14 protein-coding genes are annotated in these 14804 nt (G+C 72.9%); 3 read left to right on the forward strand and 11 right to left on the reverse strand.

Going from position 1 to position 14804, the window contains the following annotated elements; genetic code table 11:
• Positions 1–54 precede the first annotated feature (54 nt).
• Positions 55–2487 carry a cation-translocating P-type ATPase gene (locus JIN95_RS05565; RefSeq protein WP_200530753.1) on the reverse strand — a complete coding sequence of 811 codons (2433 nt, stop codon included), beginning with the start codon at positions 2485–2487 and terminating at the stop codon, positions 55–57.
• A 95-nt stretch (positions 2488–2582) separates the two neighbouring features.
• Positions 2583–3329 (reverse strand): helix-turn-helix domain-containing protein, encoded by a 747-nt coding sequence (locus tag JIN95_RS05570; protein WP_200530754.1) that lies wholly within the window; start codon positions 3327–3329, stop codon positions 2583–2585.
• Positions 3330–3537: 208 nt separating this feature from the next.
• On the opposite strand from JIN95_RS05570, the gene JIN95_RS05575 reads away from it, so the two are divergent.
• Both JIN95_RS05575 and JIN95_RS05580 read left to right on the forward strand, forming a co-directional pair.
• Entirely contained in the window at positions 3538–3930 is a 393-nt protein-coding gene (locus JIN95_RS05575; RefSeq protein WP_095637111.1) for an Htur_1727 family rSAM-partnered candidate RiPP, read from the forward strand.
• Positions 3927–5156: a TIGR04347 family pseudo-SAM/SPASM protein gene (locus JIN95_RS05580; protein WP_200530755.1), complete on the forward strand. Its 1230-nt coding sequence runs from the start codon at positions 3927–3929 to the stop codon at positions 5154–5156. Before JIN95_RS05575 ends, JIN95_RS05580 begins: the two co-directional genes overlap by 4 nt.
• Before the next feature lies 1 nt (position 5157).
• On the opposite strand, the gene JIN95_RS05585 is transcribed toward JIN95_RS05580, so the two are convergent.
• Together JIN95_RS05585 and JIN95_RS05590 are read right to left on the reverse strand one after the other, a co-directional pair.
• Positions 5158–5406 carry a hypothetical protein gene (locus tag JIN95_RS05585; RefSeq protein ID WP_095637113.1) on the reverse strand — a complete coding sequence of 83 codons (249 nt, stop codon included), beginning with the start codon at positions 5404–5406 and terminating at the stop codon, positions 5158–5160.
• Positions 5407–5483: 77 nt separating this feature from the next.
• Positions 5484–6089 carry a helix-turn-helix domain-containing protein gene (locus JIN95_RS05590; RefSeq protein WP_095637114.1) on the reverse strand — a complete coding sequence of 202 codons (606 nt, stop codon included), beginning with the start codon at positions 6087–6089 and terminating at the stop codon, positions 5484–5486.
• Positions 6090–6201: 112 nt separating this feature from the next.
• Between JIN95_RS05590 and JIN95_RS05595 the strand changes: the two genes are divergently transcribed.
• Positions 6202–7065, forward strand: coding sequence for a geranylgeranylglycerol-phosphate geranylgeranyltransferase (locus JIN95_RS05595; protein ID WP_200532107.1), 864 nt, complete (start codon positions 6202–6204; stop codon positions 7063–7065).
• Between the two features lie 556 nt (positions 7066–7621).
• Here the strand turns inward: JIN95_RS05595 and yciH are convergent.
• The 7 genes from yciH to JIN95_RS05630 form a co-directional block, all read right to left on the reverse strand.
• Positions 7622–7915 (reverse strand): stress response translation initiation inhibitor YciH, encoded by a 294-nt coding sequence (gene yciH, locus JIN95_RS05600; RefSeq protein ID WP_004046732.1) that lies wholly within the window; start codon positions 7913–7915, stop codon positions 7622–7624.
• Between the two features lie 93 nt (positions 7916–8008).
• The gene (locus JIN95_RS05605; RefSeq protein WP_200530756.1) at positions 8009–10354 is read right to left on the reverse strand and encodes a transglutaminase domain-containing protein; all 2346 of its coding nucleotides are present in this window, start codon (positions 10352–10354) and stop codon (positions 8009–8011) included.
• The gene (locus tag JIN95_RS05610) at positions 10351–11418 is read right to left on the reverse strand and encodes a DUF58 domain-containing protein (RefSeq protein ID WP_200530757.1); all 1068 of its coding nucleotides are present in this window, start codon (positions 11416–11418) and stop codon (positions 10351–10353) included. The genes JIN95_RS05605 and JIN95_RS05610 overlap by 4 nt, the downstream gene beginning before the upstream one ends.
• 4 nt (positions 11419–11422) lie before the next feature.
• Complete coding sequence (locus JIN95_RS05615; protein ID WP_200530758.1) at positions 11423–12457, reverse strand: AAA family ATPase; 1035 nt, start codon at positions 12455–12457, stop codon at positions 11423–11425.
• Positions 12458–12884: 427 nt separating this feature from the next.
• Complete coding sequence (locus tag JIN95_RS05620; protein WP_200530759.1) at positions 12885–13313, reverse strand: rhodanese-like domain-containing protein; 429 nt, start codon at positions 13311–13313, stop codon at positions 12885–12887.
• Positions 13313–13639 carry a cupin domain-containing protein gene (locus JIN95_RS05625; protein WP_095637119.1) on the reverse strand — a complete coding sequence of 109 codons (327 nt, stop codon included), beginning with the start codon at positions 13637–13639 and terminating at the stop codon, positions 13313–13315. The genes JIN95_RS05620 and JIN95_RS05625 overlap by 1 nt, the downstream gene beginning before the upstream one ends.
• A gap of 92 nt (positions 13640–13731) precedes the next feature.
• Positions 13732–14736, reverse strand: a complete 1005-nt coding sequence (locus JIN95_RS05630) for an alpha/beta hydrolase (RefSeq protein WP_234699164.1) — start codon at positions 14734–14736, stop codon at positions 13732–13734.
• Between the last annotated feature and the right edge of the window lie 68 nt (positions 14737–14804).

The following is a 14804-nucleotide window of genomic DNA, read 5'->3' on the forward strand; positions in this document are numbered from 1 at the left end:
TAATTGTTCATGTTCGTTCGAGCGTTGCGGGCGGCGGACTCACCGCCCTCCCGCCTACTCGAACGACTCGGGTTCGATCCCGGAGAGCCGCATCGCGTTGCCGGTGACCCCGAGGCTCATCCCCATGTCGCCGACGACGACGGCCATCGCGACGCTCACAAGTCCCAGCGGCACGCCCAGCGCGAGCAGGGCCTTCACGCCGAGGCTCGCCCAGACGTTCTGGCGGATGACGCCGTTGGCGGCGTGCGAGAGGTCGTACAGGTACGGGAGCTTCGCCACGTCGTCGCCCATCAGCGCGATGTCGGCGGTCTCCAACGCGGTGTCGGTCCCCGCCGCGCCCATCGCGACGCCGACCTCGGCGGTCGCCAGCGCGGGCGCGTCGTTGATCCCGTCGCCGACCATCGCCACCTCGCCGTACGCCGCCTGCAGCGACTCGACCGCGTCCACCTTCTCCTCCGGCAGGAGGTCGGCCCGGTACTCGTCGACGCCGACCGACTCGGCGATCGCCCGCGCGGTCCCCTCGTTGTCCCCGGTCAGCATCACGACGCGCTCCACGCCGAGCTCCCGGAGGCGCGCGACCGCCCGCTTCGAGTCGCGGCGGACCTCGTCGGCGACGGCGACGGCCCCGGTGAGCTCCGTCGCCGTCCCGACGAGCACCACCGTCTTCCCGTCGCGTTCCAGCGCGGCGAGGGCGCCGTCGGCGAACTCGTCGGGGGCGGACCCGTCGCTCCCTCCGGTTGCCCCCTCGGTCTCGTCGTCCTCGGCGACGACCCCGCCGTCGGTCTCCGCCTGGGCCCGCGAGAGGTCGAACCCGAGCTCCTCGAACAGCGCCGGCTTCCCGGCGTAGTACGTCTCCCCGTCGATCTCGGCGCGGATCCCCTTCCCGGTCAGGCTCTCGAAGCCCGCCGGCTCGGGGAGGTCGGACACGCCCGCACGTTCGGCGCGGTCGAGGACCGCCGCGGCGATCGGGTGCTCGCTCCGCCGCTCCAGCGCCGCGGCGAGCCGCAGCAGCCTCGCCTCGTCGGCGTCCCCGAGCGGGAGCAGGTCGGTGACGGCCAGCTCGCCCTTGGTGAGCGTCCCGGTCTTGTCGAGCGCGACGGCGTCGACCTCGCCCATCGCCTCGAGGTGGTTGCCGCCCTTGATCAGCACGCCGTTCTTCGCCGCGCTCGTGATCCCGGAGACGACGGAGACGGGCGTCGAGATGACGAACGCGCAGGGGCACGCGATCACGAGCAGGGTGAGCCCGCGGACGAACCACGTCCCCCAGTCCGCGGCGAAGACGAACCCGTACCCGGCGACGTCGACCGCGATCGGCTCCGCGATGACCAGCGGCGGGACCGCGGCCGTCAGGATCGCCAGCGCGACCACGACCGGCGTGTAGTACCCCGCGAAGCGGTCGACGAACCGCTCGGTCTCGGTCTTCTCGGCCTGCGCGCCCTGCACCAGCTCGATGATCCGCGCCAGCGTCGAGTCCCCCGCGGTCGAGGTCACCTCGATCTCGAGGTACCCCGTCTCGTTGATCGCGCCCGCGAACGCCTCGTCGCCGGGGGCCTTGTCGACGGGGACGCTCTCGCCCGTGATCGGCGACTCGTCGACCGCGCTCTCGCCCTCGAGAACGGTCCCGTCGAGGGGGACCTTCTCGCCCGGCCGGACGATCACGGTCTCGCCGACCGCCACGTCGTCGGTCGGAACGGTCGCCTCCTCGCCGTCGCGCCTGACCGTCGCCTCGTCCGGCGACAGCTCCATCAGCTCGCGCAGCGAGTCGCGGGCGCGGTCCATCGCGTAGTCCTCCAGCAGCTCGGCGACGCTGAAGAGGACCGCGAGCGTGGCGGCCTCGACGAAGTAGCCGATCCCCGTCGCCGCGACGATCGCCGTCCCCATCAGCAGGTCGATGTCGAGGCTGCGGTTGCGTGCCGAGTAGTACCCGCCGCGGACGATGGGGATCCCGCTGGCCGCGACCGCGCCGAGGAACAGGACGCCGGAGAGATGGATGGGATACCCGAGCACGCTCGCCACCGCGGGGTTCCGCGCGGTCAGGACGAACTCGAACAGGAGCCCGAGCGTCACGAGCGCCGCGCCCAGCCACGTCTTCTTCGCGCGCGTCGTCGTCCAGACCTCGGCGGGGGGCGCGACGGCGACGCCGCCGGAGCCCGCGTCGGCGTCGTTGTCGGTAGCACCCCCGGCGTCGGTCCCGTCGCCGCCCGTCCGCCCGCCGGTGACCTCGTAGCCGGCGCCCTCGATCGCCGCGACCACGTCGCTCTCGCCGACGAGGTCGGGATCGTACGTCACCGTCGCCGTCCCGGCGGTCGGGTTGAGCGCTGTGTCGGTCACGCCGTCGAGGCGTCCGAGCGCGTTGTCGACCTTGCCGGCGCAGGAGGGGCAGTCCATCTCCGGGACCGCGAGGCGGGCGGTCAGCTCCCGGTGCCTCCCGTTTCCGTCGGGTTCGACCCCGGGTGTCGTCCCGTCGTCGTTCGAGCCGTCACTCATTACGCGGAGAGAAGAGCCGTATCTCGATAAGCCTTGGTTGGAGTATTCCAAGATTCGCGGACCGGCCGGGCCGGGCGACGGTCGGCCCCGCCGCCTCACTCTTCGGGCGGTCCGGCGTCGACGACCCGTCCCTCGGCGACGTGCGCCTTCGCGAGCCGCTCCTCGGCCCGACGGAGCCGGTAGGTGAGCGTCGACCGCGGCACGTCGAGGTGGTCGGCGAGACCGCCCACGTCGACCTCGCGCGGCGACTCGTAGTAGCCGTGTTCGACGGCGGCCCGCAGGGCGGCCTCCTGCTCGGGGCTGAGGCCGATGTCGTCCCCGTCCGTTCCCGGTCCGCCAGTCGCGCTCGCCGTCTTGAGCAGTTCGGTCCGGGCGGCGTCGCCGACGGCGTCGCGGAGCGCGTCGAAGAACGCGCCCACGTCCCCCTCGCCGGAGTGGATGAGCCGCCACGTGTAGTGGCGCCCCTCGTGGCGCGTCTCGAACAGCACGCTCTCCCCGAGGTGGTCGCGCGCGATGTGGGGAACGGACGCGCAGACGGGCGTCGGCTCCCAGTCGGTGTACAACACCAGCGCGTCGTCGGTGTGATCGAGGACGCGGGTGGTCTGGACCGCGCCGCAGTCCTCGGCAGCGAGGCAGTCGGCGTAGTAGTCGCCGTCGAGGAAGGCGGTCTCGAGCGCGTCGAGCGCGGCCGGGCTGCCGGCCGCGTGGTCGACGCGCCAGAGGTGGTCGTCGGTGGCGTGCACCGACAGCGACCGGACCCGGGACCCGGGGTGGTCGGCCAGCGCGTCGGCCACCCTGTTGCGCCCCGGCTCGTACTCGAGGGCGAAGACGAGTTCGCGCATGCCAGGGGGTAGGCGCTCGGCGGACATTAACGCGCGGCCCGATCCGACGCCGAGTCTGTGCGCGCCGCGCGACCCGACTCCGCTCCGCGAACCCGATTTTCTATAGCGAGAGTCAGTTTATACGATCGACAACCGAACGTGTTCGGGCGCGTTTCGCGGCCGTGGGAACCCTCGAAAACGGGTTCGGTGGGCCCTGTGTATCCGGGGTATGGTCGAGAAGACGGACCGGACCGGCGGATCGAACGGGGCGCGCTCCGCGGACGGTCGGCGCTTCGAGGTGTTCGTCCGCGAGGAGGAGGCGGACCCGCTCCGACACGTCGGCACCGTCGCGGCGCCGACGCCAGACGCCGCCCACGAGGAGGCGAGCAAGCTCTTCGCGTGGTACGCCCGCGACGTATGGGTGTGTCCCGCGGAGGAGACCCACCGGTACTCCGCCGAGTCGCTCGCGGACGAGGCGGGCGACGACGCGGGTACCGGGGAGTCCGGAGATGCCGACGAACCGCGCGTCTACGAGGAGACCGAGGGCACGCCGACCGTCTCCTGCGGCGGGGCGCCCGCGGCCGACGCGGCCGACACCGACGGCGCGGAGGGGTCGCGATGATCTCCGTCAGCAAGCTCCTCTGTGACCTCGACGCCGAGAGCGACGGCCTCCGGTACGACGCGGCCGACGGCTCGAAGGAGCCACAGATCACGGACGACAAACAGGAGCGTCCCGTCGTCGTCTGGAACACCACGAAGCGGTGTAACCTCTACTGCGAGCACTGCTACGCCGCGGCCGACCAGGAGGGGGCGCCGAACGAGCTGTCGACCGCGGAGGGGAAGGCCCTCATCGACGACCTCGCCGAGTTCGGCGTGCCCGTCCTGCTCTTCTCCGGCGGCGAACCGCTCGTCCGCGAGGACCTCCCCGAGCTGGTCGCGCACGCCGCCGACAGCGGGGTCCGCCCCGTGCTCTCGACGAACGGGACCCTCCTGACCCGCGAGCGCGCCCGCGAGCTGAAGGAAGCGGGCCTCAAGTACGCCGGCGTCTCGGTGGACGGCCTCCCCGAGCGCAACGACCGCATCCGGGGCGAGGAGGGCGCGTTCGACGCGGCGGTCCGGGGGATCGAGGCGTGTCTCGACGTGGGGCTCAAGACGGGGCTCCGCTACACGATCACCGAGCACAACGTCGAGGATCTGGCGGGCGTCGTCGACCTGCTCGTCGACGTGGGCGTCGACCGGTTCTGCTTCTACCACCTCGACTACGGCGGCCGCGGCGCCGACATCTCCGACGTGGACCTCTCTCCTGAGGCGACCCGGAAGGCGGTCACCGACCTGTGCGACCTCACCCGCGAGTACCACGAGGCGGGCGAGGAGATCGAGACGCTCCTGGTCGGCAACTACGCCGACGCGGGCCACCTCGTCGAGTACGCCGACCGCGAGATGGGGACCGACCGGGCGCGGCTGATCTACCGGTACCTCCAGCGCAACGGCGGGGACCCGACCGGCGAGCGCGTCGCCGACGTCGACCCCGTCGGCAACGTCCACCTCACGCAGTTCTGGCAGGGGTACTCGCCCGGGAACGTCCGCGACCGCTCGTTCGGCGCGATCTGGTCGGACGAGTCGAACCCGCTGCTCGGGGCGCTCCGCGAGCGCGAGGACCGCCTCTCCGGGCGGTGCGCCGACTGCGCGTACAAGGGCGTCTGCCGCGGCGGCTCGCGGCTCCGGGCGCTGGCGGCCCACGGCGACCCGTTCGCGCCCGACCCGAAGTGCTACCTCACCGAGGCCGAGCGCGACGGGAACGCGGCGCTGAGCCGGATCGGCGGCGACGCGGCGGCCGACGCGGACTGAGCTACCCGTCGGACCCGCCGTCGTCGGGCCTTCCACCGCACGCGCCGGGCGGCTCGTCCGCGGTGCCGTACTTCTCGGAGAACCGCTCGTCGGAGAGCTCGCCGCGCGCGACGCCGATCGCGTCGCGGACCAGTTCGACCGTCGCCTCGTCGTGCGCGGGGCGGGGAACGAGCGCGTCTCCCCCCTCCGCCGCGTCGCGTCCCGTCTTGTCTTCGGGCGGGGATCGGGGATCGGTTTGGGAGTCGCTCATGGATCGATTTACGGGCTCCGGCACCCTCCGTGCGGCGCTTTACCGGTAGATGATTTTAAAAGCGGACCGCGCGGAACTTACCGCTCGACCTCGTCGAACACGTCGGTGACGAGCTTCGCCTGCGCGGTCCGGAGCCGCTGTGAGAGCGCGGACTTGCTGATGTCCAGCTCGGCGGCCAGCTCGCCGAGCCCCACGTCGCGGTCGTCGTCGAAGTAGCCGCGGACCACCGCGAGTTCGAGGCCCTCGCGCTGTTTCGGCGTGAGCGCGGACAGGTCGAAGGTCGCCTGCTCGCTCGCCTCCGGCCCCTCGACGACGGCGAGCCGGACCAGGCGGACGTGATCGAGGTCCTCCCTGAGCCTGCCGACCACGTCGCGGACCGTGTCCCGGTCGTCGACGTAGGTAGTCACGAGCATCGTTCCGTCCTCGACCCGCCGGACCTGCGGGACGCAGCCGAACTCCTGGAAGATCCGACAGAGGCAGTCGTCGGAGACCTCGCCGCGGGCGCGCACCAGACCGTCGTCGTCGGCCGGCTGCACGTCCACGGTGCACTCGTGGCCCACCGCGTTGACGGCAACGTCGCTCGCGTCGGGGGTCTCGGAGACGATCGGGCACTCCCAGTCGTCGCTGGGATCGATGTCGAGGTCGACGCGGAGCCGCCGTCCCTCCCCTGCGGCATCGGCCATGGGGTCGCTTCGCGGCCGGGCGGCTTAGTGGCTCGGCGGATCCTCAGTGTCCGGGAACGCGGGTGGATGGGGCTGGCTCGGTCCCTCGGGTTCTCCGGATCCCGCGCCGTTTATGTGCCGCGCCGCGGTTCACGGAGACGACGTGCGCGAGACAGCACGCGGAGCCCTCGAACTGGCACGCCCGGGGAACTGCGTCGCCGCCGCGGTCCTCACCGCGACCGGCGCGTTCGTCGCCGGCGCCGGCGACGCGCTCGCCCCGGCGGCGATCGCCGCGGTCACCACCGCCTTCGCGGTCGCCGCCGGCAACGCGATCAACGACTACTTCGACCGCGAGATCGACGCGATCAATCGGCCCGATCGCCCGATTCCGCGCGGCGCGGTGTCGCCGCGGGGCGCGCTCGGGATCGCCGGCGTCTGGTTCGCGGCCGCCGTCGCGCTCGCGGTGGCGCTCCCGACGCTGGCGCTCGCCATCGCCGGGATCAATCTCGTGGCCCTCGTCACCTACACGACCGTATTTAAGGGGACGCCGGGGCTCGGCAACGCCCTCGTCTCGTACCTGGTGGGGTCGACGTTCCTGTTCGGCGGCGCCGCGGTGGGGCGCCCCGAGGCGGTCGTCGCCCTCGCGCTGCTCGCCGCGCTCTCGACGTTCGCCCGCGAGGTGATCAAAGACGTCGAGGACGTGGTCGGCGACCGCGAGGAGGGGCTCCGGACGCTCCCCGTGGCGATCGGCGAGCGGCGGTCACTGTGGGTCGCGACCGGATCGCTCGTCGTCGCCGTCGCCGCCAGCCCGCTCCCGTACCTCTCCGGAACCTTTGGCGGGGCCTACCTCCTCCTCGTCGCGGTCGCCGACGCGGTCATGCTGTACGCCTGCTACGAGGCGTTCGCCGACCCGACCGCGGCACAGCGGCGGTTTAAATACGGGACGTTCCTCGCCGCCGCGGCGTTCGTCGTCGGCCGCGCCGTGCTGCTCGTCTGAGCGATCGGGGATGAGCGCCGACTGTGACGCCTTTCGCCGATTTCCGGGAACAGGACCGCTGATCGATATCCGGCGCGCCTGCTCGCGCCCTTAAAAGGGCGCGAGCAGACCGCGAGGGAGGGCGGCGGCGGCCGCGCTGCGGTGCGGTTCCGCGGCCGCCGCCGCCCGAGGTTGGGGAGGCGTGAGGCTGCGGTGTCGTGCGGTGCGGGGTGGGACTCAAAGGGGCAGCCGCGAGGCGGGCGCAGGCGACGGGAGGACCACAGCGAGTGAGCGCAGCGAACGAGCGAGGACCGCCCCGAGCGTGCGCCCGCCTCGCGGCTGGGGCTTTGACAGTGTTCTCCGCGGGGGTTTCGATCGCGTATCGCCTCGCAGCTGGGGCTTTGGCGGTGTTCGTCATCGATCAGAAATCAACGACTTATAAGCGAGCGGCTGGGGCTTTGGAGGAGTTCGCCATCGATCGCCGTTTATAAACAAAACGACCGAATCGCTCCACAGCGCGGCCGCTCAACGAATCAGCGTATCGAAAAACGCTCGACGGCGGACAGTTAGGTGACGGTCACGCGACGTTGAAGCCCTTGTCGCGGAGGAAGTCCTCCACGCGACCCGAGTGGTTCCCCTGCAGCTCGATGGCGCCGTCCTCGACGGTGCCTCCGCAGGCGAACTTCGACTTGAGATCCGACGAGAGGGAGCTCATGTCGACGTCTTTCGGGTCGAATCCTTCGATGACCGTTACCTCCTTTCCGTACCTGCGCTCGTCGATGCGGATGCTGATCTGCTGGGACTCCTTCGCGACGTCCTCGCAGACGCAGAGTTCCTGGGGCAGTCCGCACGTCGAGCAGACTTCCGACATTACGACCGAAACTACAAGACGCCTGTATTAAATAGTGTCGGGAGTGCGGCCGGCGCGCACGCCGAGCGCGGCCGCGTCTCGCCCGCGCTCCGCTCACTCGCGGTCGAACAGCCGGCCGATCACGGGCGTCCGCTCTAAGGCGAGCCGGCGGACGACCCGCCGCGCCTCGTCCGCCTCCGCGCGCGTCACCGAGCCGGCGTACGCCGCGCGCTCGTACGTCTCGCCGACCGCTCGGGCGCGCTCGTCGCCGTCGCGGAGCGGGAGCGCGTCGAGGTACGCCCGCGGCGTCTCCCCGGGCCGTCGCTCGCGGTAGCGCCGCGCGAGCAGGCGTTCCAAGTCCGCGAACGCCCGCTTCGCGTCGGCGACCGGATCGCCGCGGCCCCACGCCCACGGAACCCGAACCCGGACGGCGCGGCGCGCGCGCTCGGCCACCCCCAGCCGTCGGGCGCCGGCGACGCCGACCGTCACGACGAACAGCCAGTACGCGACGGCCTCTCGCGAGGGGATCGGGAGGCCGCCGTCCTCGCCCCCGCGGGCTCCCGAGTCGACGCCGCCGGCCGGCGTTCCGTCCTGGACGAGCCGCTCCTGAGAGAACCCGTCCTCGGTGATCCCGGTGCCGATCCCGGTGGCGTCGCCCGTCCCGCCGGCGGTCCCGTTGCTCCCGTTCGCAGCCGGAAGCGGCTCGTCTTCGGCCCCGACGGACGGGTCGTCTTCGGGGTCGGTCGTCGGGTCGTCGCCCGGCTCCGACGCCTCGGTGTCGACATCGGCCTCACCGGTCTCGCGGGCCTCGGCGAGCCGCCGGCTCCGGGCCTCGTCGCGCTCGCTCGGCGGGGTCGGGTCGAACGTGACCCAGCCGTGCTCGGGGAAGTACACCTTCACCCACGCGTGGGCGTCCTGTCCGCGGACGACGTACCGGTCCTCGCCCACCCGCTCGCCCTCGGAGTAGCCGGTCGCGAACTGCGCCGGGATCCCCTGCGAGCGCAGCATCGCGACCATCGTCGTCGCGAAGTACGTGCAGTAGCCGGCGTCCATCTCGAAGAGGAACGCGTCGGCGACGTCGCCGTCCGGCTCCTCGACCGCGAGCGAGTAGTCGTACTCGGTCCGCAGGTACCGCTCGACCGCGGCGGCCCGATCGTAGGGGTTCTCGGCGTCCGCCGCCGCCACGATCTCTTCCGTGTGCTCGCCGACGCGGTCGGGCGTGCTCTCCGGGAGCTGGGTGTACCGGTCCTCGATCGCGGGGTCGTACTCCGTGCTGGCGTTCTGGAGCGCCGCCGGCTCCGCGTCGAGCACCCGGCTCTCGACGGTCGTCTCCTCCCCGGGACGCAGCGCGGCCCCGAGCCGGATCGCTCCCCGCTCGTCGACCTGCGCGGTCGAGGCGCCCGCGCCGCGCACGTCGACGGCCTGCCACGGCGCGGGCAGCGCGGTCGACTCGGTCCGCGCGGTGACCGTGACGTTCGCGGTCGTCGTCTCGCCGGGTGGGCCGTCGAGCGACCCCTCCAGGTTCGACCGCTCGCCCGACCGCACCCAGCCGTCGCCGGTGTAGGTGTCGTAGGCGGCGACGTGCCAGTTCGACGCGACCGGGCTCTCGATCTCGTACCGCACCTCGGGCGAGAGCCGCGTCGGACCGACGACCTCGACCTCGTCGCCGGCGCCGAGCGACGACTCCAGCGTCTGGCCGCGGTCGGCGGCCCACGGCTGCGCCGCGCCCGCCGGCAGCACGGTGACCGTCGCGCTCACGAGGATCATCGCCGCCAGCACGGCGGCGAGCTGGTCGCCGTGGCTCCGGAGCGCGCCCGGCGTCGACAGCGTCGAGAGCCCGGCGGCGGTAGCGGCGCCGACGACCCCGACCAGCGCCGCCAGTCCCCCCGCGTCGCCGGTGCAGACGAGGAACCCGAGCGTCCCGCCGGCGACCGCGGTCGCGCCGACGTGGCGCCCCCGACCGGCGAGGTACGCGACGAGGAACGTCGGGACCGGCGCGACCGCGAGCACCCACACGTCCGCGACCGCGAGCCGGAGGATCGAGAGCCCGGTCAGCAGCGACACCACGTCGAGCGCGACGCTCTCGACCGAGAACAGCGCCCGCCGGCTCGCGGGGACCGCGAAGTAGTACCCCGCGAGCCCCGCGGCGAAGAGGGTCGCCGTCAGCCGCACGGCGGTGCGCTCGGTGACGACCCGCGCGAGGACCGCGCCGGCGACCGCCGCGATCGAGACGGCCGCGGCGGTCCGCGCCGTCCCCCCGACCACGTTCGTCGCCTCGAAGAACACGCCGAGGTACGCCGCGGCGACGAGCGCGACGCCGACGACCGCGGGGTCCGCGAGCCCGCTCCAGTCCTCGGCGGGCTCGTCGGCCTCCTCGCGGCCGAGGTCCGGCAACGCGCCCGACGCGCGCCTGCTCGCGGCCGCGACGCGCCGCTGGTCGCCCGGGACTCGACCGCTCATCGCCCGCCAACCCCCGGTTCGGGCGGTGTGCCGCCGGCCTCCGGTGCCGGTTCCCCTCCCGACTCACCGTCCGCGGCCGACGCCCGGAGCTCGTCCACGTCGACGGTCCGCCCCCTGGTCCGGTACCGCGCGCCGTCGCCGTCGGCGATCACCGCCACGTCGGCGTCGTCGACGGCGACATCGCCCGGACCGGTCACCGCGGCCAGTTCGAGGACGGCGCGCCGGCCCTGCGGCCCCGGTCGGACCGACACGCTCCCGGCCGGCAGCGTCAGGTCGACCGGGACCCCGTCGTCGAGGACCGCGAGCGCGAGGCTGGCGGCCGCGCTCGCGAGGGCGTCGGCCCCCTCGCGCTCGCGGGTCGTCTCGCCCGCGATCGACACCCGCCCGCGCCGCGTCTCCGCGGCGAACTCCTTGACCACGATCTCGTCGCGCTTCGCGGTCGTCGGCCAGTGCACGTCGCGGAGCGCGTCGCCGCGCGCGTACTCCCGCAGCCGGTCGAACTCCTCGCGCCGCCGGCTCACGCCGACCGCGTCGGCGGCGTACAGCTCCCGCCGGAACCGCGCCGGAATCGGGTGACAGACCGGATACGCGGTCACCGCGTCCGCGTCGTCGACGACCACCTCGCGGTCGAAGAGCCCGAACACGTCCGTCGCGGTCACCCTCGCCGGCCCCAGCCGGCGCCTTCCCCGCTTGCGGTACCGGACCCGGTACGTCACCGGTCCCTCCCCGATCGACGCGCGGATCGGGGTCTCGGGCCCTTCGAGCCCCTCGTCGGTGTCGTCGGCGACGGCCGCCAGATACGTTCCCGCCGCTCCCGCGGTCGACGGGCGAAGCTCGATCCGGACCTCGCCGCGCTCGCCGACGAACCCGTCCGGCGGCGGGACCCGCCGCACCTCGGGGTCTTCGACCCGCGCCAGTTGGACGTAGCCGGCGATGAGCGCGACGATCCCCGGGAGGACGACCGCGTCGAGCGCCCGCCCGCCCGCCGCCAGCGCCAGCAGGCCGCCGATCACGCAGGCGGCGGCGACGACGCGGCCGCGCCGGGTGAGGGTCGCCTTCGGCATCGGCTCACTCCACGGGGACCCGTTCGAGGGCGTCGGCGACGATCTCCGCGCCGTCGGCGCCGCCGGACTCGGACCGGATCCGATGGGCGAACACCGTCGGCGCCTCGGCCTGCACGTCGTCCGGGATCACGTAGCCGCGGCCGTCGAGCGCGGCCCGCGCCTGCGCGGCCCGCAACAGCGCGAGGCTCCCCCGCGGGCTGACGCCGAGGTGTGCGTGCCGCCGGGTGTGGACCGCCAGCCGCGCCACGTACTCCCGCAGCTCCTCCGTCGCCTCGATCGCGCCCACCGCCGCCCGCGCGCGACGAACGTCCTCGATCGTCGCCACCGGTTCGACCGCCTCGACCGGGTGGCCGGCGGCCATCCGCCCGATGATCTCGGCCTCCTCGTCGGTGTCCGGGTAGCCCAGCCGGATCTTCTTGGTGAACCGGTCGACCTCCGCGACCGGCAGGTCGTACGTCTGGCCGGGCTCCACGTCATTTTGCGTCGCGATCACGCAGAACGGGTCCGGGAGCTCGCGGGTCTCCCCGTCCGTCGTCACCTGTCGCTCCTCCATCGCCTCGAGGAGGGCCGACTGCGTCTTGGGGGGCGCGCGGTTGATCTCGTCGCCGAGCACGACGTTCGCGAACACCGGACCCGGCTGGAACTCGAACTCGTCTGTCGACTGGTCGAAGACGTTGACGCCCGTCACGTCGGAGGGAAGGAGGTCCGGCGTGAACTGGACGCGCTTGAAGGAGCCGTCGATCGAGCGCGCGACCGCCTTCGCGAGGGTCGTCTTCCCGACGCCGGGCACGTCCTCGACGAGGAGGTGGCCGCGGGCGAGCAGGGTGACGACGACGTGCTCGACCGCCTCCCGCTTCCCGACGATCACCTCCTCGACGTTGTCGGCGACGCGATCGGCGAGCTCGGCAACCGCCGCGGGCTCCATCGCGGGCCCCTCGGCGGCCGTGCCGTTTTTCTCGCCGTCGCCGTCCACCTCACCGTCGCCGTTTCTCTCGCCGAGGCCCGCACCCAGCGGCCCCGACTCCGCCGGATCAGTCATGGCGTCGCTCGTCGTCACGGACCGCGGATCGCGGCCCGCCTGTGGCGACCCGGTCCGGTCGCGTACCGCTCCGGTCCGGGCGCGCGCCGACCCGCCGGAGGGAGACCGTGCGAGTGGTACCCATTGTCATCGATATGACTCGGGTTAGGATAGCAGCGGGATATGCGTTCCGCCGAGGCGTCTCCGGCGCACACTCCCGGACGCGACGCTATACGATCGACGGCGGGAGTACGTGAATCACTGCGATGAATCGGTTGTTTATAAGTCGGATTGTGGTGGTGCTGGCGGGTGTTTATAAGGGATCGACGATGCTCACTACCATCGATCTGCGAGACCCACTCCCGCTATCGATCGCCGTTGCGCCAACGCGGAGTGAGTCCGGGGAGGAACGCCCGGCCGCTAACCCCTCTCCGGACCCCGTAGCGCCCTAAAAGGGCGCGTCCGGTCCCTCGTCGGGGTCGGCGTCGCCGTCGGGGTCGCCGCCGTCGGCCGCGGTCGGAACGAGCGCTCCCGCGTCGCGCTCCCACGCCTCGATCCCGCCGCGGAGGCTCTCGACGCGCGCGCGTTGCGTCCCGGCGTAGCTCCCGATCAGCTGGGCCGCCTGCCGGCTGGCGACCCCGTGGGGACAGACGGTGACGATCCGCGCGGCGCCCTCCAGCTCCGCGACGCGGCTCGTCAGCTCCGGGAAGGGGATACACTCACTGCCGGGGACGTGTCCGCGGTCGAAGGCGCGCCGGTCGCGGATGTCGACGATCCGGAGGTCCTCTCCCCCGTCGTCACCCTCCCCGTCTCCGGAGTCGCTGTCGGCGTCGTCGAGCAGCGCGGCCAGCTCCTCGGGGTCGATCTCGCCGTCCATCAGGGGAGCGGGCAGAGGCTGGCGGTGATGACGGCGCGCTCGTCGGTGTCGTTCCGGGCGCCGTGGACGGTCCCGCGCTCGTTCAGCACGACCGCGGGCGCCGCGAGCGTCTCCTCCTCGTCCCCGCGAACGACGGTCGGCTCGCCCTCGAGGACGTGGAAGACGTTGGTGGCGTCGCCGTGCTCGTGCGGGTCGACGGTCGCGCCCGGGCCGAGCGCGAACGCCTTGACGAGCACGTCGTCGGTGACGGCCAGCTCCGCGGTCTCCACTGCTCCGTCGTCGGGCGCGAGCCCGTCGACCCCGTCCGCGTATCGATCGAGCGTCATACCGTGTCGTCGCCGGCGTCGGTACAAAAGGCGTTTGGCGGATCGGGGGCGCGGGGCCGGGGAACGCGACGCGGGCGGCCGCGGCCACCGAGCTACTCCCGCGCGCCCGGCGGCAGCGGGTCGGCGTGCTCGGCGATCGCCTCGGCGACCCGGTGGGGCTCCTCGTGGACGACCCAGTGGGTCGCCGCGTCGAGGGTGAGGAGCCGGCCGTCGGCGCAGCGCTCGACGCTCTGGCCGGCCAGCCGCGTGGCGAGGAAGCGGTCCTTCGCGCCCCAGATCACGAGCGTCGGGACCTCGACGGTCTCCGTCTCGGGGGTCGGGCGATCGCGGACGATCGCCCGGTACCAGTTCACCATCGCCTCGAACGCGCCGTCGCGGTTCCACGCGCGGCGGTAGCGCCTGAGGTCCTCGTCGGTGAACGTTCCCGGATCGCTCGACTCGCGGAGCCCCCGGGCGGCGAGGCGCCAGTTCCCGGCGCTGGCGACCGCCTCGGGGAGCCTCGGGAGCTGGAACGCGAGGACGTACCAGCTCTTGAGCCGCTGGTCCCACGAGCTCCGGAGGGCGCGCTCGAAGACGGTCGGGTGCGGCACGTTGACCGCGACGAACTCCGAGAGCCGGTCGGCGTGGTGGAGCGCGAGCCACCAGCCCACCGCGGCGCCCCAGTCGTGGCCGGCCACGGCGGCGGTCTCGCGGTCGTACGCGTCGATCAGGCCGACCACGTCGCGCGCCAGCGCGTCGATCCGGTAGTCGCTCACGGCGGGCGGCTTCTCCGAGAGGTTGTAGCCGCGCTGGTCGGGGACGACGACGCGGTAGCCCGCGTTGGCGAGCGGCGCGACCGTCTCGTGCCAGCCGTACCAGAACTCCGGGAAACCGTGGAGCAGGACCAGCAGCTTCCCGTCTTCGGGCCCGGCCTCGACGACGTGGAGCCGGACGTCGCCGACGTCGACCGCCCGCGACTCTCCCGGCACGTCCTCGGGAATTTCGTCCGACGGCACGGGCTCGTCGAGCGCTTCGAGCCCGAGGCGTCCGGCGCCGGTCGCCTCCCCCCCGTCGGTCGTTTCCCCCTCGCCGCTCGCCGCAGTCGACGCGTCGCTCATGCATCGGTCTCGGGTCGCGAAGGTGAAATAGCTACGTTCGGCGCGAACTCGCCTCTCGATCCCCGTCA

Origin of the sequence: Halorubrum sp. LN27 (assembly GCF_016635065.1) — an archaeon.
GTDB classification, from domain to species: domain Archaea; phylum Halobacteriota; class Halobacteria; order Halobacteriales; family Haloferacaceae; genus Halorubrum; species Halorubrum salipaludis.

Bases quoted from the DNA above. Each gene is read 5' to 3' on its own strand.
- JIN95_RS05565 (WP_200530753.1), bottom strand. From the start codon at position 2,487: ATGAGTGACGGCTCGAACGACGACGGGACGACACCCGGGGTCGAACCC.
- JIN95_RS05570 (WP_200530754.1), bottom strand. From the start codon at position 3,329: ATGCGCGAACTCGTCTTCGCCCTCGAGTACGAGCCGGGGCGCAACAGG.
- JIN95_RS05575 (WP_095637111.1), top strand. From the start codon at position 3,538: ATGGTCGAGAAGACGGACCGGACCGGCGGATCGAACGGGGCGCGCTCC.
- JIN95_RS05580 (WP_200530755.1), top strand. From the start codon at position 3,927: ATGATCTCCGTCAGCAAGCTCCTCTGTGACCTCGACGCCGAGAGCGAC.
- JIN95_RS05585 (WP_095637113.1), bottom strand. From the start codon at position 5,406: ATGAGCGACTCCCAAACCGATCCCCGATCCCCGCCCGAAGACAAGACG.
- JIN95_RS05590 (WP_095637114.1), bottom strand. From the start codon at position 6,089: ATGGCCGATGCCGCAGGGGAGGGACGGCGGCTCCGCGTCGACCTCGAC.
- JIN95_RS05595 (WP_200532107.1), top strand. From the start codon at position 6,202: ATGTGCCGCGCCGCGGTTCACGGAGACGACGTGCGCGAGACAGCACGC.
- yciH (WP_004046732.1), bottom strand. From the start codon at position 7,915: ATGTCGGAAGTCTGCTCGACGTGCGGACTGCCCCAGGAACTCTGCGTC.
- JIN95_RS05605 (WP_200530756.1), bottom strand. From the start codon at position 10,354: ATGAGCGGTCGAGTCCCGGGCGACCAGCGGCGCGTCGCGGCCGCGAGC.
- JIN95_RS05610 (WP_200530757.1), bottom strand. From the start codon at position 11,418: ATGCCGAAGGCGACCCTCACCCGGCGCGGCCGCGTCGTCGCCGCCGCC.
- JIN95_RS05615 (WP_200530758.1), bottom strand. From the start codon at position 12,457: ATGACTGATCCGGCGGAGTCGGGGCCGCTGGGTGCGGGCCTCGGCGAG.
- JIN95_RS05620 (WP_200530759.1), bottom strand. From the start codon at position 13,313: ATGGACGGCGAGATCGACCCCGAGGAGCTGGCCGCGCTGCTCGACGAC.
- JIN95_RS05625 (WP_095637119.1), bottom strand. From the start codon at position 13,639: ATGACGCTCGATCGATACGCGGACGGGGTCGACGGGCTCGCGCCCGAC.
- JIN95_RS05630 (WP_234699164.1), bottom strand. From the start codon at position 14,736: ATGAGCGACGCGTCGACTGCGGCGAGCGGCGAGGGGGAAACGACCGAC.